This window comes from Bacteroides sp. 1001136B_160425_E2, from assembly GCF_015559655.1.
GTDB lineage: Bacteria > Bacteroidota > Bacteroidia > Bacteroidales > Bacteroidaceae > Bacteroides > Bacteroides luhongzhouii.
In genome coordinates, this window is record NZ_JADMQH010000003.1 from 69,808 (window position 1) to 94,509 (window position 24,702).

Genomic DNA, 24,702 nt, shown 5'->3' on the forward strand with positions numbered 1-24,702 from the left:
TCCCAAATCATCCGCAACCCTGCAAACAAAAGGCTAAGAAAAGAGAGAAAAAGGTAAAACAAAACATGAACAAAATATGAACAAAACAAGACAACCATCTATGTATAAGATGGTTGTAGGAAAAGAAAGTGTTATTCTCTTTTATTCGAATCGAAGTTTTCTTCATATACAACCTTACCATCAAGATTGCAGACTTTCACATAATCTACAGCACCGCATCCCTTAAATCTTAACGTAAGTTCATTGGCATATCCCAAAGGTTCTTTATAATCCATTCCTAACACTTCTTCTCCATCTACGTAGAAGGTAGTTTTCTTATTCACTACTTTGATAGTCATGACATGCCATTCGGAAGAGTTGAAATTAAACCGGCTCAAATTATATTCATCACCTTTAATGGTATTTTCTCCACTGATGAATTTGATATATGCATAGCCGTTTTCATTCATAGCAAAACCATGCATAGCTGTATCCGAATGTATATACATGATAATATCCGAACAAGGAACAGCATGCTCCTGCTTAGAATTACGAACGCGTGCCTCGTATATGAAATTATCTCCGTCCACCAACTTTTCTTTATAGAACACATAGCTGACAAACATGTGGTTAGTATGCGCCTCTTGTGGGACATTTTCTATAGGCAAACTTACATATCCCGAATCATTGTAAGCCTGCTCCATCGGAAAAACCCGAAATATTTTCTTTCTTTCCTCACGGGCAAAAACCGACCATCCCGTCTTGCGACACTCTACCGGAATGGTCTTTATAATTCTATCTTTATACTTCAGATGACAGAATGCTTCACCTTCATATATATAAGTAGCATTTATTTTATCTATATTTTCATTTAGTTTTCTTTCGGATACATCTCCATTAGCTTCTTCATATACAACAGTAATATCTTCAAATAATGAAGCGGGTATATGATAGGAGAATGTGACTGTAAGCGGACATATTCCTTTTACTTGTGAAGTGGTAAATTCTATTTTTGAGATCAGATATTCCACATACATATCCTTCAACTTATATGTATACAACATATATCCGCCTATTATCAATAATAGTATAACAGCAAAATTTACATACCATTTATTTTTCTTATAGACGCGATTCGATACTTCTTCCTGATCTTTCGGCATTCTATTCGGCGCTTTCTCCAATTGGGGGCTATCTACCTTGTCTGTATCATCTGTATGTTCCTCTGTTTCTTCAACAACATCTTCTGTCTGAATACTGATAGTCTCTTCTTTCTTTGTTTTCTTCATCACAAAGTCAGTATAGCCCGCATAACCTAAAAAACGACACAAAGCATCTTTTGTCGCCAACTGTGGATTGCCTGTCTTCTGTTGAAAAAATCGTTTAAGTGTGTTAGCATTTACATTGATCTTCGTTGTTTCGAAGATCATATTTTCCAGTGTTTTAAATTGATTTAAGTCCCAGGATTCGGAAGAACCCCACGACTCTAATAAAATATTATATTCTTTTATTATTTCCTTTATGTACCTTTTGTCTTTATATTCGTCCATCATTTATATCAAAATTAAACACGAACTAATTACTTAGAAATAAAAATCCGCTGTGAAAATACAAATAAAATCTAGTAATTGTCAAGCATAAAGCGGTTTATTTGTGTTTTGTCTAGTTTTTGTTCTCATTTTATTCTCTTTTTTATTCAACTTCACCAACCATATCCTATACATTTGCAGAAAGAATTTATTTTGTACTAATCTTCAAATACAATGAAAAAATACTTATCTATATTATTAGTTATATTACTTTCGAGTTTTACGACTGCTCCCCGCATAGTGTGGTTAGATGAATTAGATCTCTCAAACGTCGACCAATCTGCTGGTAAAGCAATGGCCAATCAATCAATGTGGAAAACACCACTTTCTATTGCCGGAGAAAAATTTGACCGGGGTGTAGGTACACATGCCGCAAGCGTATTCCGCATAAAACTCGACGGCAAAACAATCTCTTTCAAGGCATCTGCAGGAATAGATGATTCCGCACCCGAACACGAGTTAAAACAAGCCAGTGCCGAATTTATAATTTTAGGAGATGGTAAAATCATCTGGCGAAGTGGAATTATGCATGCAGGAGAAAAAGCAAAACAAATAGATATTTCTACTAAAGGTATAAAATCTCTCATTCTGCGTGTCGATCATGCAGGAGATGGAATAGCCGGAGATCGCACCAATTGGGTAAATGCCAGATTTGAAGTGAAAGGTGTCGATCCTGTTTCGATAAAAAAAGAACGTGAACAAGAATACATCCTAACACCTGCTATTACAAAGCAGCCCATGATTAATGCTCCTTATATATATGGCGCCCGTCCGGGAAATCCATTTCTGTTTACAGTACCTATTTCAGGAGAAAGACCACTAAATATAACTGCAACCAATTTACCCGAAGGATTATCTATCGACAGCAATACCGGTATTATTACGGGAAAAGCAATAAATCCGGGAACTTATACTGTTCGTATCTCGGCTAAAAATCAATATGGAGAAACTACTAAAGACTTAACTCTTGAAATCGGCGAAAAGATAAGTCTAACTCCTCCTATGGGTTGGAATAGCTGGAACATTTTCGGAGCAGACATTGATGACAAGAAAATAAGAAGGATGGCCGATCGCATGGTAGAACTGGGACTCGTCAATTATGGATATGCTTATATAAATATCGATGATGGATGGCAAGGCGTACGCGGAGGAAAATACAATGCAATAATGCCAAACGATAAATTTCCTGATATGAAAAGTCTCGTTGATTATGTGCATAGTAAAGGTCTCAAAATAGGAATATATTCTTCTCCATGGGTACAAACTTTTGCCGGGTACATTGGTAGCAGCGCCGATACACGTGATGGGATAGTTGTCAATTCAAGCCGCAGACACGGGGAATTTTCATTTGCCAAAAATGATGTAAAGCAATGGGCGGAATGGGGATTCGATTATATTAAGTACGACTGGGTAACCAATGATATAGCTCATACAGCAGAACTGTCATATCTTTTACGTCAATCGGGAAGAGATTTCATATACAGTATCTCCAATGCTGCCCCATTTGAATTGGCAGAAGACTGGAGCAACCTCACGAATGTTTGGCGTACAACAGGGGATATTTATGATTCCTGGTGTAGTATGACTACCATCGGTTTCCTTCAGGATAAGTGGCAATCATTTGCTAAACCAGGCAGTTGGAATGATCCGGATATGCTCATTGTAGGAAAAGTTGGCTGGGGAAAAAATATACATTCCACACATTTATCTCCTAATGAACAATATACCCATATCACTTTATGGAGTATTCTAGCAGCACCTTTACTGATAGGATGCGATCTGGAACAAATGGATGATTTTACAATGAATCTATTAAGTAATAGAGAAGTAATAGCCATCAACCAAGATATTGCCGGTATACAAGGTAGCAGAGTATATGCTGATAATAATAAAGAAATTGAAGTATGGAGTAAACCATTAAAAGATGGTTCCATAGCAGTCGGATTATTCAATCTATCCGATAATAAACAGGGCATATCTATTTCCTGGGAGCAACTGAATATTCAAGGTAAACAGAAAGTGCGTAATCTTTGGGAGCAAAAGGATAAAGGAATTTATATAAATAAATACCAATCTGACGTACCTTCACATGGGGTACTTTTTCTAAAAATAGAACCAGCAAAATGAAACGGCTTTATATGATTGGCAGGTAAAGATAAACTAATGGAACGTGTAGTGTTAGTGTTGATAGTGACTTATCCCCCGACTTTACTAACTTCGGTTAATAAAGTCGGGGGATAACCTTTCTTATTCTCGATTGACCAATATTTATTCCGCTTTTACAGGACGTACATAAGCAATATGCAAGTAGTATCTATATCTCCTGCAAAGAGCACTATTACATCACTTGGATTCTATACTTATGAACAATTATATATATATTGATTATAAGCAAATTAACTACATTATCCACCAGTTATCAACCATTTATTAACCAATGGGGGATAAGCTGCTAGCGTAGCTTTTTGAATAAATCCCAGATTACAATACCGGTAGTTACGGAAACATTCAACGAATGTTTTGTACCGTATTGAGGAATCTCTATACAACCATCCGAATGGTTAATAACCTCCTGCTGTACCCCTTTCACTTCGTTTCCCATAACGATAGCGTACTTCTTGGTTTTATCCAGCTGGAGTTCATCAAGCATAATACTTCCTTCCACCTGTTCTACAGAATAAACGATATACCCTTCGTTTTTGAGGTTATCAACAGCATCAACAGCGTTATTAACATACTTCCAGTCGACAGTGAACTCTGCACCCAGCGCAGTCTTATGCATTTCAGGGTGTGGCGGAGTAGCTGTTATACCACACAGATAGATACATTCAATACGGAAAGCATCCGAAGTACGGAACACAGAACCTATATTGTGCAAACTACGAATATCATCCAACACTACTACCAGAGGCAGTTTTTCAACCTGTTTAAACTCTTCGGCACTGATACGGTTCAGCTCTGTTATTTTCAGTTTACGCATACGTCTTTTCTTTTATTATGTTCTTGTCCACAAAGGTAATTCTTTTCAGTTAACAAGGTGTTGATAACGGTTTAAAACCTGTCAAAACTATCGGCAAAGATTTTGAAAAATAATTCTTGCATTATTCAAAAGAAGGTATAAGAGGACTTCATTATGAACATTCCAAAAAACTAACCCAAAACTTTCTACACAGACATAAACATATTTTTCAGCACTTATCTGCCTGTTTATATCCATAAAGTTTTTAACTTTGCACTTTATCAACAGGGAGTTAATAGCAAACTTCCATTTGATGACATTTAACGATGCTTTCATTGATAATGAAGCAAGTAGGATAGAATATCTTGTCCTTTACATCAGTTCATAACCGACTCATAAAGCAGAAGTATGGACTAATAACTTATCCGACAAGAAAAATCGTATTTATTTGCTAACATTATTAACAGGCTATCATTACTAACAAAGGATTTTTTTTAAAAGGAAAGAAATAAGAATATTATTATGAATGAACTCATAAAGGCTATTAACGAGCTAAAGAAAGAAAAGAATGCAATCATTCTGGGCCACTACTACCAGAAGGGTGAGATACAAGACATCGCCGATTACGTTGGCGACAGTTTGGCATTGGCTCAATGGGCTGCCAAGACGGAAGCGGATATTATTGTGATGTGTGGCGTTCACTTTATGGGGGAAACGGCAAAGGTGCTTTGTCCGGACAAGAAAGTACTGGTGCCCGACATGGAAGCAGGTTGTTCGTTGGCAGACAGTTGTCCGGCGGATCAGTTTGCACAGTTTGTCAAAGAGCACCCGGGATACACCGTTATTTCGTACGTCAACACGACAGCTGCCGTGAAAGCAGTGACAGATGTGGTGGTGACTTCCACCAATGCGAAGCAAATTGTGGAAAGCTTCCCCAAAGATGAGAAAATAATCTTTGGTCCGGATAGGAATTTGGGTAATTATATCAACTCAGTTACGAACAGGAATATGCTTCTTTGGGATGGAGCTTGTCATGTACATGAACAGTTCTCGGTTGAAAAGGTGGTGGAATTGAAAGCGCAGCACCCGGAAGCGTTGGTGTTGGCACATCCCGAGTGTAAGAGCACAGTTTTGAAACTGGCTGATGTGGTAGGATCTACAGCTGCTTTGTTGAAGTATGCCGTGAACCATCCGGAAAATACGTATATTGTGGCTACCGAATCGGGAATCTTGCATGAGATGCAAAAGAAGTGTCCGCAGACAACGTTTATCCCTGCTCCTCCGAACGATAGTACGTGCGGATGTAACGAGTGTAGTTTCATGCGGTTGAATACGTTAGAGAAGCTCTATGAGTGTCTGAAGAATGAAGCACCGGAAATAACGGTAGATCCGGAGGTGGCTAAGAAGGCAGTGAAGCCGATTCAGCGGATGCTGGAGATTTCGGCTGAACTGGGATTATAAACTATTGAGAATATATAATCTATAATTAAGGCTGTTCCAAAGATGCTTGGAACAGCCTTAATTATATGCAAAAGAGATAATGATGACGCATTTGTATCAGTAATAGGCGTATTTGTGTTTTAGTAGACATCACTTCTTCTCTATCTTTGTGCTATTATAATTGTAATATGGAAAATATAAATAATCAGACAAGATGATTATATTCATATTTCAATGAATGTAGATGATGAAATAACTATAACAACCTTTTAAATATAGAATGATGAAAACAATAAACCGATTTGTATTAGTACTATTATTCTCGATCCGTATTTTTTTATCTAATGCTCATGAATTAGTTGATTATGTGAGTCCAATGATTGGCGCAACGACTTTGGATAACATAGGAAATACAGATCTTGGGTTAGGCAAAACTTTTCCGGGTGTATGTACCCCTTTCGGTTTGGTACAGTTAAGTCCGGATACAAAAACTGGTGGAGATAATGGTTCGGGATATTCTTATCATCATACAACTATTGAGGGATTTAGCTTTACTCACATGAGTGGCATTGGTTGGTATGGCGATTTGGGCAATTTTCTGGTCATGCCGACTACCGGTAAACTTCATACTTTTAAAGGAACAGAGGAAAATCCGGATGAAGGCTATCGTTCCAGATTTTCTCATGAAACGGAGTCGGCACATATTGATAAATATGAAGTGAAACTTGATGACTACGATATCAAGGTAGAATTGACTGCTGCACCGCGTTCGGGAATGATACGCTTCACTTATCCCGAACATGAAGAATCGCGTATCCAGATTGACTTGGCACGTCGTATAGGAGGGACTTCTACCGAACAATTTGTGGAAATTGTTGATAATCATATAATTCGGGGATGGATGAAATGCACACCCGAAAACGGTGGCTGGGGAAATGGTGCAGGCCAAGCAAATTATACTATTTATTTCTATTGTTTGTTCAGTCGTCCTTTAGTGGATTTTGGTATTTGGAGTGCAGACATTCCCGAAGGTACTTCTCGTAAGAATGAATCGAATGATGATGAGAATTATTATCAGTATGTCAGAAATGCTGCTATTCATCCACAGGCAAAAGTGATGGAAGGTAAACATTTGGGATTTTATACTCAATTTCCAACCAGGAAAGATGAACAGGTTCTGATGAAATGCGGTATATCTTTTGTCAGTATGGAAGGCGCACAAAAGAATCTGGAACATGATATACCGGATTGGGATTTCGACAAAGTTTCTGTGTGCACGCGGAAGATGTGGAATGATGCATTATCTAAGATAAAAATAGAGGGAAACGAATCAGATAAGACTACTTTTTACACTGCGTTGTATCACACGATGATTGATCCGCGTTGTTTTTCGGATATAGACGGAAAGTATATAGGAGCTGACAATAAAGTTTATCAGACTTCTACGTTTACATACCGAACTATTTTTAGTGGTTGGGATGTGTTTCGCAGCCAGTTTCCTTTGCAAACGATAATTAATCCGGATTTAGTGAATGATGAAATTAATTCATTGGTGCAGATAGCGGAGAAAAGTGGAAAGGGGTATTATCCCCGGTGGGAGTTTCTGAATGCTTACTCCGGCTGTATGGTAGGCAATCCGGCTGTATCTGTTTTGACTGATGCTTATCAGAAAGGAATACAAAATTATCCGGTAGATAAATCTATTCAGTATGCTATCAACACTGTACGGACATTTGGCAATAATGAAGACGGATATGATCCCGGAGATTTATCTAAAACGTTAGAGTATGCTTATTCCGACTGGTGTGTCAGTACTTTGCTTCGTTCTCAAAATCGTGTTCAGGAAGCAGATATTTATTTGAAAAAATCAAAGGCTTACCGTAATGTATGGTGTGACAGTGTAAAGTGGTTCAGAGCACGTCTGTCAAAAGAAGAATGGTTGCCTTGGAAAGGGAAAAAAGTGCATTGGCAGGGTTGTATAGAAAGTAATAACTATCAGCAAGGATGGTTCGTTCCGCAGGATATTGAAGGTATGATACAGTTAATGGGAAAGGAATATTTTGAAAAGGAATTAATCGAATTCTTCAATGGAGCGGATGATGATTTTAAATGGGGAGACTATTACAATCATCCTAATGAACCTAATCATCATGTACCTTTCTTGTTGAACTATACTTCACAACCTTGGCTTACTCAATATTGGACACGGAAGATATGCCGCAATGCTTATAATAACACAGTTAACGGACTTTGTGGAAATGAAGATGTGGGACAAATGTCTGCTTGGTACATATTGGCGGCGATGGGGATGCATCCTATTTGTCCCGGAAATAATAAATATGAACTCACATCACCGCTTGTTAATAAAGCTACTATTGAATTAGACAATCGTTATTATAAAGGAAAACGTTTTACCGTCATAGCCCGGAATAATTCGGAAGAAAATGTATATATACAATCTATAACTTTGAATGGCAAGAAAATAAACCGTTTATGGATTACTCATCAGGAAATAACTCAAGGAGGAGTATTGGAATTTGTAATGGGGAAATATCCTAATAAACAACTGAAAGGAAATCTATCATCCGGACAATCCAATTAATAAGGTAATACAGCACAGAACTATTTTACTGGTTGGAATCCTATGGTAATTTTACTCATTTTCCACATTTGTACAATGTTCCAATAAAACAGATTCTTTTGTGGAGATAGGGTAAATTCCCTCAAAATAATTTCCTGAAATTCGGATATTATCTGTCCAACGGGCATAGATTGCCTGTTTATCTTTCAATGTAAAACGATTATTTTCGATACGGATCCATTTATGAACAGTTCCGTTCGGACGGTTATTTTCGGGAGCAATATTGATAACCGGACTTCCACATTCTATGAAATGGTTGTTTCGGATGGTAAGGTCATGTACGGGGCCTGACTCATACCAACTGCGAGCATCATTTGAGACAGCAATAGCACTCATTGGTGTACGATAAAATACGTTGTTTTCGATTATAACTTTCCGGCGTGTCGTAACAAGTATTCCTCTTGTCGGTGTCCGGGCAAAATAGTTATTGCGGATTTCTACTTCCGGTGTCCAAGTGATATTTTCTATTACTACTTCCTGTTGTGGTAGGATAGAAGGAACGGAACTATTCAGTGTAAGTTTACAATCGTAGTCGTTTATTCTCTCCACTTTGAGTACTGATGTTTTATGCAGACATTGTAACGAATGTATTTCTGTAAATTCAACTTCATCTCCAGGAAAGAAAGCTTCAAATCCGTAAGATTGAGGATGCATGAAACGAACTACTATTTTGTTTCCCGGTTCGTAAGCAATAACTTTCAGGTGAGTTCCGTGTATATTGATCGGATCATCTTGTGCTCCTTCAAAACGAGAGTTGATGATACGGATTTTTCCTTTGCATCCGGACATTTGCACAAAGTCAGCAAAACCGGCACAGGTACGACCACTGCCATACTCCGGTTCACAGTTTAAATATTTGTAAGTAAGATTGTCGGAATATTGACCGACAATTCCAAAGTTTCCTAAAAAATGCAGGTTCAAATGTTCAAGTGTAATGTTTTTGCTCAAATGAATAAATCCACATACTTCATTTCGAATGGCATCCCGCATCTGAAATATTTCTCCTGGATATAAAGCTATTTTCTTGTCGTATGTTGCGTGTATCTGATGATTTCCAATGTCGGTAAGAGAAACGACATGGTCGGTAGGCAGATTACAGCGGTTTGTTATATTGGTATGTAGATTAAAAGTTTGGGCAATGCCACCGGTAAAACTCCATTCTGTTCCTATCCATTTTATCTGTTTATCTGCAATTTCATACCGGTCTTTGGGGTGAATTCTGAAAGTTGCTGTATAAGCTGTTGTATTAATAACTTTCATTTCCGTAACCGAAGGATCGGCAGCTTTCAAAGTTAAATTGCGGAGTGTTATATTTTCGCTTTTGTCTATAACAAAAGAAGTCATCTCTCCATGTGTAATCAGATGTGCGCCACCACCATCAATAATTAAGTTTTTCATATCCTTTATCCAAAGACCAATGTGTTTGGTAGGGTCGGGATTTTCTTCTTTAGAGGCAGTGTTGGATATAAAATAAACTTGCTTGGAACTACTGTTGTGGTATAGATCATAGTCTCCTTGTTCAAGTTGAATCACTACTTTCTTCCCTTTCAAATGACGTGCTTGTTCTATGGCATTTTGTAGGCGTGGAGTTGCATCACCAGGTTGCGCTTTCACATAAATAGTTTCTTGTGCCGATAATATGCTGAATACACTTACTTGAAAAAGGAAGAAAATAATGATTCTATACATAAGTTTACTTATTTGAATTTTAATATATCTTTAGCTTTCATGGATACGGTAATCAGTCCGTTGTTTATCACTGGGTTGATTCGTTTATTATTCAGCGTGATAGTGTAATTTTTCCCTTGTGGAACTTTTACTGTAAATGTATTGTCAGCAGTAGCTTTTAAAGTTGCTTCGTTAATCAACGACTGATTCCAGGCTGCTGAAACTTCCGCTCCTCCTTTCACACACAGGCCTTTATAATTTCCTACGCTCCATTGTTCGGGCAGACAGGGCAGGAATTCAATATATCCTTCGTGTCCTTGTACCAGCATTTCTGCTATTCCGGCCGCTCCGGCTGTATTTCCGTCAAGAATAAAAATATCATAGGGTGCTCCTGCAATACCGGCAGGAGAAATACTCAACAGGTTCTCACGTGTGAATATACTCTCAAGAGTAAGGACACTTTGATAAGCTTGTTTGGTATCTTTCAGTCGGGCATAGAAACAAATCATGTTGGCGCGACTCCATTCCGTGTCTTCCCAACCTTCCGCAGACAGACGGTCTTCGATTGTTTTGCGTGCACCTGCGGCGAGTTCCGGAGTTTTTTCAAGGGTAATCTGTTCGTAAGGATAAAGAGCCAGTAAATGTGAAGTATGGCGATGATTAGGGTGTGCTTCGTCATAGTCTTCCAACCATTCTCGTATACCTCCGTTAGCACGCAGACGGATGGGAGGGAATTTTTTGATGGTTTGTTGTAAACTATCACTGAACTCCTTATCAATATTCAGGATTTGAGCTGATTGAATACAAGCATTGAATATTTCATAAGCTAATACACGGTCACAGGTAGGCATCATTGATGCACACAAGTTGTTACCTTGGTAAAGGAAAGAATTTTCCGGTGAAATGCTTGGTCCTGTTACCATATATCCTGTATTGGGATCTTCGATCATATAATTGAGAAGGAATTCTGCATTTCCTTTTAATAGCGGGTAAGCGGTTTTTGCCAGATAATCTTTGTCACGTGTATATTCATATTGAGTCCAGAGATGCGAGGCAATCCAACTGCTTGCTGTGGGAAATAATCCCCAGAGGATGCTTCCTGAAGGAGCTGTGTATCCCCATATATTAGCTGTGGTGTGAGCTGTCCATCCTTTGCATCCATATATCTTTTGAGCAGTTTTCGCTCCATGAACAGATAAATCTTCGATATATTTGAAAAGGGGAAGATGGCACTCTGCCAGGTTACCTACGTTTGCAATCCAGTAGTTCTGTTGTGTATTGATGTCCAGGTGGTAATCATTTGTCCACCCCATGTTACATGCTAGATTATCATTAAAGAAACCTTGCAGGGCGGCTGGAAGAGGTGAATTTTCTCGCGAGGAAGCTAGTAATAAGTAGCGTCCGTATTGGAAAAGCAATACATCAAGGCCGGGATCATATCCGCCTTTTTTTACTTGTTCCCATCTTTTGTCAGTTGGCAGATCGGCATATTCTCCTGTTCCTAGTTGTAGGGAAACACGGTCGAACAGAGGAGTATAATCGTTGAGATGAGTTTTCTTTAGTTTTTCATAAGTCTTCTTTTCTGCTTTTACAACAGTTTCTTTACAAAGAGATTTATAAGCGTCGTTCTTATAATTCGTGCGTACATCTATTACAATAGTCATCATATCAGCATCATTCACTGATATGGAAGAATCTTCAGCTTGTAGTGTTCCATTAGGTGCGGATATTGCAATACGGCCTTGAAAGCTGACACCACCGGGACCTTGCTTGGGAAAATTAACTGTTCCTTCAAAAATCAATTGATTACCATCGGTTGAAATTTCAGATTCCCGCAGCATGCTTAATGATAGTTTTGCATTAATAGCTTTCTTTTTACTGGCGGACATCCGTAATACAAGTACGTCGTCCGGATTGGTTGCGAAACATTCGCGCACGTAATTAACGTCACCTATTGTATAATTGGTTGTACTGATAGCTGTACCTAAGTCGAGAGAACGACGGTAGTTACTGACTGTATTTTCCGGATAACTGAAAGTGAGTTTCAAGTCGCCGATAGGAAGGTGCGTGCCGAAAGAATGTCCGTTGCCGTGTAGAAACTCTCCTGCAATCTGATTTCCTTCCTGTATTTTTCCTTCGAAAAAGAGTTTTCTCAATTCATTCATTCTTTCTTTTCCGAAAGGTGTTTCCTGATTCTCGTCATATTGCCCTGACCACATGCTGGATTCATTCAATGCAATGGTTTCTTCCTCGATACCTCCGAACACCATTGCTCCGATACGTCCGTTACCTACTGGTACAGAACTCATCCATTCTTTTGCGGGTTGTTCGTACCATAGTTCAACTTTATCCTTTGCCTCCATTTGCTCCATACATCCGGAAAGGGATGCCGTCATGATGGCTAGAGAAAAACTAATAGTTTTAATTTTCATGGCTCAAATTTATAATTAAGTGATTAATATACGAATAGATGGCTGTTTTTTTATTATAGGACAAAATTAGTCCATCGTGATTTTACCGCTCTATACAAATGATTCATAAAATAGAAAGAATGCGTCCTACAAGAAGTCTCGGCGATGTTTGAATCAAATATTCTATTTTTTGCAGTGTTTATAACTCAATTACTTGCTACATATCGGGTATATTTGCATTGCTTTTAAAGATAAATATTAGATCTAATAAAAAACATGAGATTCATTAAATACAATTTTGTTTTACCTATAAATTCAAACTACATGAAAAGAAGCTCGAAGGCGGTAATCTCTCTATTATTTGCCTGTTTATTGTTGGGAACTCCAACAAAGTCTTTAGCTTTGGAACCAACATCTGCTGTTGCTAATGACACGAAGGAGCGAAACTGGACTATCCAGGGACAAATACTTGAAAACTCGGTACAGCCGCTTCCTATTGCCGGTGTTAATGTTCTTATTAAAGGTACTACGATTGGTACTATAAGTGACACGAATGGATATTTCTCCATTAAAGCTCAAAAAGGAGATATTATTGTGTTCACTTATCTTGGGTTCCGACCTTATGAATATGTAGTATCCCGTGCTATCAGTAATTTGAGTGTTTCCTTATCTGAAGATTCTGAAGCATTGGATGAAGTGGTAGTTACCGGTTTTTCGGAAGAAAAGAAGCTGAATTCGATTTCTTCCGTATCTACATTAGATATTGCAAAGAATCTGAATTCCAAGCCTATCACTTCTATTTCGCAATCTTTGCAGGGAGGCGTTACCGGTCTGACTGTTACCCAAAGCTCCGGTATGCCCGGTGGAGATGGAGCTTCTATAAAGATTCGCGGTATCTCTTCACTACACACTAATAATGACCCGTTAGTTCTGGTTGACGGTATTCCAATGGATATGAACCAACTGGATCCGAATACAATCGAAAGCGTTACTATTCTGAAGGATGCTGCCGCAGCCGCTATTTATGGTGCACGTGCAGCCAATGGCGTAATTGTGGTAAAAACGAAACGTGGTACGGTAGGAAAGATTAATGTTTCTTATGACGGTTACTTTGGCATTCAAAAAGCCACTTATCTTCCTGATTTTGTGAATGCAGCCGAATATATGACTATGGCTAATATTGCCCAAAAGAATATTGGCGGTGATAAATTGTATGATGACGAGTTAATCAAAAATACAATTGCCGGTACTGATCCTTATAAATATCCGGATACAGACTGGGCAGATTTCTTATTTGGTACAGGATATGTACAAAACCATTCGGTTGCTGTTTCGGGTGGTGGTAGCCTGGCACGTTTTGCTTTAAGTGTAAACTATATGCAGAATGAGGGATTGACAGAACATACAAGTTCTGACCGTTTGAATATCCGTGCCAACACAACTGTCAGTTTGCGGGATAACCTGTCTGTTAACATGGACTTCAATGCTTACCGTACCAACCGGAAACAACCAAAAACAGATGCTGCTGATAAGTCATTGTTTGAATGGATGTATAAGACACCGCCTAATACCGTAACTCGTTATCCGAAAAAGGAAGGTAGTGATTTTACTTATTATGGCAACAGGCCTAATATGACTAATCCGGCAGCCTATATCGATCGTGCGGGAATACGTGAAGATTATGAGGATAATATCAGTGTGAATATTTCTCCCCGTTGGGAAGTATTGCCGAATCTGGTACTGAAAGGTCAGTATTCTTATCGTATCAGTAGTCGCGGGGGTAAGAGCAAACGGGAAGCATATAATTTCTTTGATTATGATACAGATGCTTTACTGAATACTTGGGGAGCAGATTTTTCAGATTATAGAGATCATGATACCTATTATTATCTGGGTGGTACTGCTGAATATACGTATGATAAAGGCGATCATCGCCTGTTTGTCATAGGAGGTTACAACCAGGAGCTGACTCATCAGAATAGTTGGGACAGTTATTCAATGATTTCCATGTTTGCTAAAGCTAATTATACGTATGATCGCCGCTATCTTATTGAAGGTACTGTGCGCCGTGACGGTTCTTCACGCTTTGGAGATGGTGAAAAGTTCGGAGTATTTCCTTCTATTGCTGCAGGTTGGAATGTGCACGAAGAAAAATTTATGAAATCATTAAAGAACGAAATCAATGAATTTAAGTTGAGAGCTTCTTATGGTTTACTTGGAAACGAAAATATCGGATTATATAAGTATCAGACTTTTATTGATATGGGGAATGGTGAGGAAAAAGAATATGGTAACCCTGAAATTACTTGGGAAAAGGTGAAAATGCTGAATATTGGTGCAGATATCCGCCTGTTCAAAGATTTGAGCCTGACTTTCGACTGGTATGAAAAAACGACTTCAGGCATGCTTATTACTCCGCCTATTTCTTCTATCGGTGGTACTTGGGCGACTGCTATTAACTCTGGAAAAGTACGTAACAGAGGTTGGGAGTTTAGTGCAAATTACGACAAACAGTTTAAGGACTTTGGCTTCAGTATTCATGGCGGTCTGTCTCAAAATAAAAATAAAATCATAGATTTGTTTGGAGCGCCCTATGATAACGGATCTACAATCAACGAAATAGGTTATGCATTAAATAGTTATTATGTTTATCCCACTGATGGTTTGTTGCAGGAAAGTGATTTTACGAAAGATGCTTCAGGCAAATGGATACCCAAAGAAGGCGTAGTTATTTTTGATGGACAGCAACCGGGTGATATCAAGTATTTGGATGTTTCCGGTCCTGACGGAACTCCCGATAATAAGATAACTACTGACGACCGCGTAATACGTGGAAATGACCAGCCTGACCTGAACTATTTTGCAAATCTTTCTTTTAATTACAAGAAATGGAGTTTTGAAGTTTTATTTCAAGGAGTGACAGGTGTGGATGCCTATTATAGTGCACCTTTTTCTAACGGGCTGAACTTGACAGGAGACGGTTTGACGCCTATGAAAGCACAATTAGATTATTGGACACCGGAGAATCCGGGTGCACGTTATCCGAGACTGACGCCGTCTCCCGATTACGGTAATAATCATCATGCATCCGATTACTGGCATTTCGACGCAAGCTATTGCCGTGTGAAATACATTCAGGTGGGATACACATTCGACCAGATGTCACTGAAGAAAGTAGGTATTTCCAGCATCCGCGTATATTTGAATGCCCAGAATCCGTTTACTTTTGCCAAAGAAAGCATGATTGATCCTGAAAACCGCGGTCAGATGGGTTCTTATCCATTGGTGAAAACTTATTCTGTAGGTCTTAGTTTGAACTTCTAATCATTAAAATATAGACATATTATGAAACGATATAATAAAATAATTTTTAAAGGTTTGTTTCTGGCCGGACTCATTGGCTTATTCAGTAGTTGTGAAGACTTCCTGACGAGAGATAAACCGAATGCCTCGACAGATGATGATTTCTGGAAAACGCAACAGGAATGTGAATCGGCACTTGGTACTTGCAAGTTGTGGTTAAGAGGCGATTGGGGTGGAGATGAAATAGGTATGGTTTTTCAGGACGGAGCGTCAGACAACGTTTATTTTACAGGAAACTTTGACGTGCGTATCCAGCAGTTGGGAAATGGCTCTTTAGTGCCTCCGGCCGACAATAATAATCCCGGTCCATGGGAATATCAGTTTTACACCTGGAACCAATGCTACCGTAAAATCCGCAATTGCTGTCGATTGCTTGATAATATTGATAATGCCTATTTTACGAATGAGTCTGAACGTGACCGTATGAAAGCGGAAGCGAAAGTATGGCGGGCATGGTATCATATTCGTTTATTAAACTGGTATGGTAGAAATGATGGTATTCCGTATGTAGACAAGGCTTTGTTGCCTTCGGAGATTTATATGGCACGCACTCCGGTTAATGAATGTCTGGATAGAATTAATGCGGAACTGGACGAAGTAATCAATTCGGAAGCTCTCCCGTTTATTTGGGATGAAGGAAGACGTGACCGTATGTCCCGCTCTATTGCCCTGACTTTGAAAATGGATGTAAATCTCCAATTCAAACGATATGATATAGCTAAAGCGGCTGCATGGGAATTGATAAAGAGTGGAGAATTTGAGTTATATTATTCTACTGCTACCGACAATAATCCGGGTAAGAACTACCGCGACTTATTTACATATGTGGGTAAACAGAATAAAGAACGCATTTTATATAAGGGAGGCGGTTCAAGCGGTATATTCTCCCGTTGTATGTCGGGAAGTTTTGGCGGACAAGGAGTAATGAATGTATTGAAATCGTTTATAGATACTTATGAAACGATAGATGGACAAACAATTCAGTCTTTATCCACTTCTGAAAGAGAGGCTTATGAAAAAGATCCGTATCATGGAGCAAGAGACCCTCGTCTGAATGTCAGCGTTTTTGTACCAGGTGATAATACAGGACTCTCCAATTATACATTTAGTCCTTTCAATCCGGATTGTGGTGATTATATTGGCAGGAATGATGGTATCCGCAGCGGTTATATGGTGAAGAAATTTATGACTGAGGATGATCGTGGCAACAATGGACAAGGTAGTCTTGATTTCGTTATTTACCGTTATGCGGAAGTATTATTGGATTATGTTGAATGTTTGGTTGAAACCGGCGATTGGGATGATCCGAAAGTAAAGGAATATATTGATGCTATTCGTGTTCGTAGTGGAATGCCAAAAATGGATCAAACGGTTTATAATTCAGAGGAAAAGGTACGTGAATTATATCGTCGTGAACGACGTGTGGAACTTTGTTTCGAAGGCAAACGTTATGATGATATACGTCGTTGGGGAATTGGAAATGATGTAATGAACGGTCCTATTTATGGAGCATGGAATCCTGATACCCAATCGTTTATTAAACTTGAAGAACGTCGCTGTACATTCCCGAAGTTTGATTCATGGCCGATTCCGCAGAAGGAAGATACTTCTAATCCTAATATAAGTCAACCTACGGGTTGGTAAACTTTTATTCCTCAATGAGAGATAAAGCGTTTCTCATTGGGGAATACTACATTTTGTTAATGTAATAATTAATAGAAACCAGATGAAACCATACCGCCTGCTAACAAGTTTAATTGCTTTATTGTCTTTTGGTCTAGTATCCGCCTCTCCATATAATATTGCGCCTGATAGTCGTGTATCGGCATCGTCTGCATTGAATGAATCGTATGAAGCATCTAATGTTACTGACCGGATAATCCGTGTGCCGGACAAAGGAGAATGGGCTTCTAAAAGCACTATGACGTTTTGGGGGCAAATAGATTATCCCTGGATACAATTAGACTGGGATAATCCGGTATGCGTCAACAAGGTTGTTTTGTATGACCGTCCCGATGAAAAAACACATATCGCAGGCGGTATATTGCATTTTAGTGATGGAAGTTGCATAAATGTGTGCCAGATTCCTAATAATGGTAGCCCGAAAGTAGTTGAATTTCCTGCAAGAAAGACAAAATGGATTCGTTTTGAGGTAACAGACGGAGATGGGGTGAATCTCGGCTTATCAGAAATTGAGGTTTTTCCGGCTCCTGAAGATTATTCTGATTATGTGTCGTGGGTAGATCCCTATATCGAGTCGGCAAGAGGGAGATATTTCTTTTTTGTCACGGGGAGTCAGCCATTCGGGATGATAGGTGCTGCTCCTTTAACCCGGAATAAGAATCAATATGGCGGGGGATATAATTATAACTCTACCGATATACTCGGTTTTCCCCAGATACATTGTTGGATGTTGTCCGGTTTATCACTCATGCCTACTACTGGAAATGTGAATCCGACATTAGGTGAACAACATTGGAAATCTCATTTTACACACGATGGAGAGATTGTACAACCGGGGTATCACCGGTTGTATCTGGAGAATTATAATATGTGGGTGGAGCAAACCGCAACAGACCGGGTTAGTTTTTACAGGCTGACATATACCGAACATGCATCAGCAAATATATTGTTTAATCTGGGAGGGTATGTTGGCACTTCCACTATGGTTAACTCCAGAGTATATAAAACTGGCAATAATGAGATTACCGGATATTTTGATACAAAGGGGCGTTTATGGGGCGGACCGGATATTGTGAGAATATTTTTTGTGGCTCATTTTGACAAACCTTTCGACTCTCTCGACGGTTGGGCTGATAAAGACTATTTTTCTGATATTGAAGAGCTTCAAGGGACCACAGAAAGTACGCCGCGAATAAGTTCGGGGTGGAGTTATCATGATGCTCCCACATCAGGAGTCAGTGCAAAATATAAAGTCCGGGCGGGAGATCAGATTAATATTAAAATGGCGATTTCATATGTAAGTATTGCTAATGCGAAAGAAAATCTGAAAGAAGATTGTGCCCATTGGGATTTTAATCAAGTTCGCCGGGAATCACAAGACGAATGGAATCAATGGTTGGGCAGAATCGAAGTAAAAGGAGGGACGAATGCTCAAAGAATCAAATTGTATACAGACTTGTGGCACACTTTACTGGGACGTCATAAACTGGATGATTATAATGGCGAATATCCGGATTATACAAAAGGCGGAATACGGCAAGGATCACATACGGTAAATGCAAAACTGGCGGTTGGGAAATTGAAGAAAGACAGTCGCGGTAAGCCGATTCATCACATGTATAATTCAGACGCATTTTGGTTGACCCAATGGAATCTGAATACTTTGTGGGGACTTGCATATCCTTTCGTATTAGATGATTTTGCAGCATCTTTGATACAATACGATGTCAACGGCGGTTTATTGCCCCGTGGTCCTTGTGCCGGAGGATATTCATATATTATGACTGGTTGCCCTGCCACATCACTTATCACCAGCGCATACCAAAGAGGCATAACAAAAAAGTGGTCGCTGACAGCAGGTTATGAAGCGATGAAAAGAAACCATGCCAAGGGAGGTATGCTGGCATTGGATATGGATAACGAACTTGATTTTTATATTCAAAACGGATATTGTCCTGATAATGCGGGATTGACGATTCAGTGGGCCTTTGAAGACTGGGCTTTAGCAGAAATGGCTGCTAAAATGGGAAAACGGAAAGATTATGCCTATTTTCGTAAAAGGTCGACAGGCTGGACGGAATCCTTTAATAAACAAGTAAATCTTATCCTGCCTAGAAGAAGAGATGGAAGCTGGCTGCATACCGATCCATTGAATGGTGCGGGATATGTGGAAGCTAATGCCTGGCAGGCTACATTCGGGTTATCTCATGATATACCTAAATTGGCGGAACTTATGGGTGGTAGCGATAGTTTATGCTATATGTTGAATAATGCTTTTGAGCAATCCAGATCAACTGATTTTGTTTATGGTTACGGTAGTGGATATGTGAGTTATGCCAACCAGCCGGGATGTTCCAATGCACATGTTTTCACTCATGCGGGTAAGCCTTGGTTGACTCAATATTGGGTACGTCGTGTGAAGGAACAAGCCTATGGAGCAATAACACCGGATAAAGGATATGGCGGGCACGATGAAGATCAAGGGCAGATGGGAGGTGTAAGCACTTTGATGGCAATCGGACTTTTCAGTTTGGATGGTGGTTCAAGACGCGATCCGGCTTACGATATAACAAGTCCGGTATTTGATGAGGTTATTATAAAATTGGATTCAACTTATTATAAAGGTAAAGAGTTCAGGATAAAAGTTCATAATAATTCAACGGAGAATTGCTATATACAGCGTGCCTGTTTGAATGGTAAAGAATATGATTCTTATCAAATTCCGCACCTTGTTTTTGTCCAGGGTGGGGTACTTGAATTATGGTTGGGAAATGTTCCGAATAAGAAATGGGGGATTGCTGATTGATATATTTCATTTTATATATAATATTATGACGTTCGTTCGATATAAGAAAATTCGTGTATCTTTGCGAATGTAACAAATAATATTATCCATACTATGAAAAGATCTATACTCATATTGTCGGTAGTGTGTAGTTTGATACTTTCCGCAACATTTGTCAGGGCACAGGCATATTCTCAATTTTACTTTACTCATATTAATGGTGAAAATGGCTTGTCGGCAAGTAATGTCAAGGCAATCTTGCAGGATAGCTATGGATTCATGTGGTTTGGTACTAAGAACGGATTGAACCGCTATGATGGTACGTCTATTCTTCAACTTAACTGTGACGACCTGAAAGCAGGGATCGGAAATCATAATATCAGTGCTCTTTACGAAGATAAGGAACGTAAACTTTGGGTGGGAACCGACCGGGGAATTTATGTGTATGATCCCACAATGGATATTTTTACCCGCCTGAATCCAAAATCATCGGATAAAATCACACCTGATAATTGGGTGGCGGAAATACTTGCTGATTCTGTCGGTAATGTATGGGTGCTTATTCCTGACCAGGGACTATTTCGCTTTGAAGGGACGAAGAAAGTCAGCCATTATCCTATCACGGGTAAAAGTAACTTTAAAAATGAAAGTCCCGAATGTATTGCCATTGATAAAAAAGGTGGAGTATGGGTAGGAACTTCCGGAGTAGGATTATTTAAATATAATCCGCAGAAAGACGCGTTTGAACAGTATTTGGAAGACCGTAACGGATATTCGTTGGCTAATAAGAATATTATGAGTATGTGCTTCCGGGACGATGATACCGTTATTCTTGCCATTCATGAAGGAGAATTATTGAAATATAATACACAGTCCCGTGAGCTTGGTACTATTCCTTTCCCCGGAGAACGGAAAACTTTTTTACGTGATGTGGTCTGTTTCGGAGATGAACTTTGGGTAGGTTCTCATCATGGGCTTTTTATTATTAATGAGAAGAAAAACAGCACATTGCATCTTAAAGAAGATTTGATGCGTTCGTTCAGCTTGTCGGATAACATTGTCTATTCAATTTATAAAGATACCAAAGGAGGTATCTGGATTGGAACAATGTTCGGAGGGGTTAATTATCTGCCTAAACACCGCCTTGTATTTGATAAATATGTCCCCGGAAGCGACGGACATTCTTTGAATACCAAACGCATCCGTGGATTAGCGGAAGATGATAACGGATGTATTTGGATTGGAACTGAAGATAACGGAATTAATGTGTTGGATCCTCAGACCGGAGAAGTACATCAAGTGTATGATAATGTACCGGGGCATCTTATCACTTTATGTGTAAGACATTATAATAATCATATTTATTGTGGATTATTCAAGCAGGGGATGAATGAAATCCGTCTGCCTGATGAACGGATCCGGTGTTTGTCAGAAGGGGAGTTAGGCATTGATGAAGGCAGTGTGTACGACTTTATGATAGATAGTAAAGGGCGTAAATGGATAGGAACCGGATGGGGACTTTATATGTCCGGACCGAATGAAAAGGAGTATCACAGGGTAGATGCTATCGGTTACAACTGGGCCTTTAATATCATGGAGGCGAAAGATGGTACAATTTGGGTGGCATCTATGGGAAACGGAGTCTGGAAATGCAGACCCGAATCAGGGATCTATCAGAACTACGCCTACGAGGCAGGTAAGAAAAATACGCTTAGTTCCAATTCCGTCAGTTGCATTATGCAGGACAGTAAGGGTAATATATGGTTCTCTACTGATCGCGGCGGAATCTGTCGCTATAATGAAGTACAGGATAATTTTACCTCTTTTGGAATTAATGAAGGATTGCCGGACGATGTCTGCTATGATATTCTGGAGGATGAACATTCTAATTTATGGTTTGGGACTAATAAAGGACTGGTACGTTTTAATCCGGAAAGTGGAGATGTAAGTGTATTCACCAATAAAGACGGATTATTAGGGAACCAGTTCAATTATAATTCGGCGCTTAAAGCACGCGATGGTAAGTTTTATTTCGGAGGGGTGGACGGACTGATTGCTTTTGATCCCAATACTCAGGATGAAAGCGGATCGCTGCCTCCGGTTTATATTTCTAAATTCAGCATTTATAATAAGGAAATCACTGTGCATACCCCGAATTCGCCTTTGAAACAGTGTATTGTACATACTAATGAAATAGAACTTCCTTATAATCAGTCAAATATCAGTTTTGATATAGCTATGCTTAGTTATTCTACTGCGGAGACCAATCAATATTATTATCGTATGGTACCGCTTGATAAAGAGTGGATACGTGCTGCCAGCAACAAGAATATATCGTATGCTAAATTGCCTCCGGGCAAATATACTTTTCAAATAAAGGCAACTCATCATGCGAGCAAATCCGATCCTTCAACCCGTTCGTTGACGATTGTTATTTTGCCGCCTTGGTGGCAGTCCGTATGGGCTTATATTGTTTATGCACTGGCTATTATCTTGTTTGTATTCTGTTGGTTTTTATGGTACAAGCATCGTAAGGAGCGGCAGATGGAAGAACGTCAGAAACTTTTTGAAATAGAGAAAGAAAAGGAATTGTATGAATCGAAGGTTGATTTCTTTACGGAGATAGCTCACGAAGTACGTACTCCGCTGACGTTGATTAATGGTCCGCTTGAGGCTATTCAAGAGGAGAATCTTCCGGAATCTAAAAAAAAGAAGTATATTAATGTAATAGTACAGAATACGAAGCGGCTGTTGGAACTGACAGGACAACTTCTCGATTTCCAGAAGATAGGTGCCAACAAGCTTTCCATGAAATTTGAAAGTGTTGACATTACGGCACTTCTGAAAGGAATCGTAGCTCGTTTTGAAGTAACTTTCAATTTGAATAACAAAGAACTGGTTCTGAAATTGACTGAAGAGGAAATATGGGCGGCAGTAGATAAAGAGGCGATAACTAAGATTGTGAGCAATTTGCTTAATAATGCTTTGAAGTATGCCTGGCAGCATATACAAGTGGAACTGGAGAAAGACGATCTTTATTTCACGATTCGGGTTATTAGTGACGGAAATAAGATTCCGGAAGAAGCGAGCCAATATATCTTTGAACCTTTTTATCAAATGGAAAAGAAAGAAGCCCCTAAGAACGGAGTAGGTATCGGGCTTTCATTAGCACGTTCGCTGGCATCTCTTCACAAAGGGACACTTACCTTGGATACTACAAGAGAAAAGGACAATGTCTTTATTCTGACCATTCCTTTAAATAAGGAAGGTATTAGTCTGGAGAATAGCAAAGCGGTACAAAAAGATATAGTTGAGTTGGATGAGGAAACTTCTGTTGAAACAGATATGCACGGATATACTCTTCTTTTGGTAGAAGATAATGAAAGTATGCTGGCCTTTATCTCCGAAAGGTTATGTGAGTGTTTCACTGTGGAGACGGCAAAGAATGGTGCGGAAGCAATCGAAGTGCTGAGAAATGTACACGTCGATTTGATAATCAGCGATATCATGATGCCCGTGATGAATGGGTATCAGTTATGTAAAGAAATCAAGTCGAATATTGAGCTATCCCATATTCCTATCATCTTCCTGACGGCTAAAAATGATATTGACAGTAAAATTAACGGGTTGAAGTATGGGGCGGAAGCCTATGTAGAAAAACCATTCTCGTTTAGTTACTTGAAAGAGCAAGTATTGTCACTGCTCAATAACCGTCGACGGGAGAGAGAGGCATTCTCGAAACGTCCGTTCTTCTCGGTGGACAATATGCAGATGAACAAAGCAGACGAGGAATTTATGAATAAAGTGATAAGGATTATAGAGGAGAATATTACAGATGATAATTTCGGTGTAGAACGAATGGCGGATATTCTTTGTATGAGCCGCTCTAGTTTGTTGAGAAAAATTAAAACGATATTTAATCTTTCCCCACTCGATTTCATTCGCCTGATTCGCCTGAAGAAAGCGGCGGAATATATTCAGGAAGGCAAATACCGGATTGGAGATATTTGCTATATGGTGGGCATTAATTCTCCGTCTTATTTCAGCAAGTTATTCTTGAAACAATTCGGTATGACTCCGAAAGATTTCGAGAAACAGTATCAAAGTGGAAAACAAACAATCATTCCACAGGATATAAGAAATACGGATACTATAAATGATGCGGATAAATAGAAAATTTGCGG

Annotated in this window: 11 protein-coding genes; 7 read left to right on the forward strand and 4 right to left on the reverse strand. The window is 39.2% G+C overall.

What is annotated here, in order from left to right:
- Positions 1 to 131 precede the first annotated feature (131 nt).
- Entirely contained in the window at positions 132 to 1,532 is a 1,401-nt protein-coding gene (locus I2I04_RS03765; RefSeq protein ID WP_195654340.1) for a hypothetical protein, read from the reverse strand.
- Between the two features lie 210 nt (positions 1,533 to 1,742).
- On the opposite strand from I2I04_RS03765, the gene I2I04_RS03770 reads away from it, so the two are divergent.
- Complete coding sequence (locus I2I04_RS03770) at positions 1,743 to 3,695, forward strand: NPCBM/NEW2 domain-containing protein (RefSeq protein ID WP_195654341.1); 1,953 nt, start codon at positions 1,743 to 1,745, stop codon at positions 3,693 to 3,695.
- A 325-nt stretch (positions 3,696 to 4,020) separates the two neighbouring features.
- On the opposite strand, the gene I2I04_RS03775 is transcribed toward I2I04_RS03770, so the two are convergent.
- A complete protein-coding gene (locus tag I2I04_RS03775; protein ID WP_032845842.1) occupies positions 4,021 to 4,548 on the reverse strand; it encodes an RNA methyltransferase in 528 nt (175 codons plus the stop codon).
- Between the two features lie 501 nt (positions 4,549 to 5,049).
- On the opposite strand from I2I04_RS03775, the gene nadA reads away from it, so the two are divergent.
- The gene (nadA, locus tag I2I04_RS03780; protein WP_195654342.1) at positions 5,050 to 5,988 is read left to right on the forward strand and encodes a quinolinate synthase NadA; all 939 of its coding nucleotides are present in this window, start codon (positions 5,050 to 5,052) and stop codon (positions 5,986 to 5,988) included.
- Between the two features lie 259 nt (positions 5,989 to 6,247).
- On the forward strand, positions 6,248 to 8,569 hold the full coding sequence (locus I2I04_RS03785; RefSeq protein WP_195654343.1) for a GH92 family glycosyl hydrolase: 2,322 nt from the start codon (positions 6,248 to 6,250) through the stop codon (positions 8,567 to 8,569).
- Positions 8,570 to 8,620: 51 nt separating this feature from the next.
- On the opposite strand, the gene I2I04_RS03790 is transcribed toward I2I04_RS03785, so the two are convergent.
- Positions 8,621 to 10,297: a right-handed parallel beta-helix repeat-containing protein gene (locus tag I2I04_RS03790; RefSeq protein ID WP_195654344.1), complete on the reverse strand. Its 1,677-nt coding sequence runs from the start codon at positions 10,295 to 10,297 to the stop codon at positions 8,621 to 8,623.
- An 8-nt stretch (positions 10,298 to 10,305) separates the two neighbouring features.
- Positions 10,306 to 12,708 carry a glycosyl hydrolase family 95 catalytic domain-containing protein gene (locus I2I04_RS03795; protein WP_195654345.1) on the reverse strand — a complete coding sequence of 801 codons (2,403 nt, stop codon included), beginning with the start codon at positions 12,706 to 12,708 and terminating at the stop codon, positions 10,306 to 10,308.
- 303 nt (positions 12,709 to 13,011) lie between these two features.
- On the opposite strand from I2I04_RS03795, the gene I2I04_RS03800 reads away from it, so the two are divergent.
- From I2I04_RS03800 to I2I04_RS03815, 4 genes are all read left to right on the forward strand, one after another.
- Entirely contained in the window at positions 13,012 to 16,011 is a 3,000-nt protein-coding gene (locus I2I04_RS03800; protein ID WP_195654346.1) for a SusC/RagA family TonB-linked outer membrane protein, read from the forward strand.
- A 21-nt stretch (positions 16,012 to 16,032) separates the two neighbouring features.
- Complete coding sequence (locus I2I04_RS03805; protein WP_004302810.1) at positions 16,033 to 17,694, forward strand: RagB/SusD family nutrient uptake outer membrane protein; 1,662 nt, start codon at positions 16,033 to 16,035, stop codon at positions 17,692 to 17,694.
- 82 nt (positions 17,695 to 17,776) lie between these two features.
- Entirely contained in the window at positions 17,777 to 20,539 is a 2,763-nt protein-coding gene (locus I2I04_RS03810) for a GH92 family glycosyl hydrolase (RefSeq protein ID WP_195654347.1), read from the forward strand.
- Positions 20,540 to 20,632: 93 nt separating this feature from the next.
- Positions 20,633 to 24,691: a hybrid sensor histidine kinase/response regulator transcription factor gene (locus I2I04_RS03815; protein WP_195654348.1), complete on the forward strand. Its 4,059-nt coding sequence runs from the start codon at positions 20,633 to 20,635 to the stop codon at positions 24,689 to 24,691.
- Positions 24,692 to 24,702 lie beyond the last annotated feature (11 nt).

Excerpts from the sequence above, each read along its gene's own strand:
- I2I04_RS03805 (WP_004302810.1), top strand. The coding sequence starts at position 16,033 with ATGAAACGATATAATAAAATAATTTTTAAAGGTTTGTTTCTGGCCGGA.
- I2I04_RS03785 (WP_195654343.1), top strand. The coding sequence starts at position 6,248 with ATGATGAAAACAATAAACCGATTTGTATTAGTACTATTATTCTCGATC.
- I2I04_RS03810 (WP_195654347.1), top strand. The coding sequence starts at position 17,777 with ATGAAACCATACCGCCTGCTAACAAGTTTAATTGCTTTATTGTCTTTT.
- I2I04_RS03765 (WP_195654340.1), bottom strand. The coding sequence starts at position 1,532 with ATGATGGACGAATATAAAGACAAAAGGTACATAAAGGAAATAATAAAA.
- I2I04_RS03795 (WP_195654345.1), bottom strand. The coding sequence starts at position 12,708 with ATGAAAATTAAAACTATTAGTTTTTCTCTAGCCATCATGACGGCATCC.
- I2I04_RS03770 (WP_195654341.1), top strand. The coding sequence starts at position 1,743 with ATGAAAAAATACTTATCTATATTATTAGTTATATTACTTTCGAGTTTT.
- I2I04_RS03815 (WP_195654348.1), top strand. The coding sequence starts at position 20,633 with ATGAAAAGATCTATACTCATATTGTCGGTAGTGTGTAGTTTGATACTT.
- nadA (WP_195654342.1), top strand. The coding sequence starts at position 5,050 with ATGAATGAACTCATAAAGGCTATTAACGAGCTAAAGAAAGAAAAGAAT.
- I2I04_RS03800 (WP_195654346.1), top strand. The coding sequence starts at position 13,012 with ATGAAAAGAAGCTCGAAGGCGGTAATCTCTCTATTATTTGCCTGTTTA.
- I2I04_RS03775 (WP_032845842.1), bottom strand. The coding sequence starts at position 4,548 with ATGCGTAAACTGAAAATAACAGAGCTGAACCGTATCAGTGCCGAAGAG.
- I2I04_RS03790 (WP_195654344.1), bottom strand. The coding sequence starts at position 10,297 with ATGTATAGAATCATTATTTTCTTCCTTTTTCAAGTAAGTGTATTCAGC.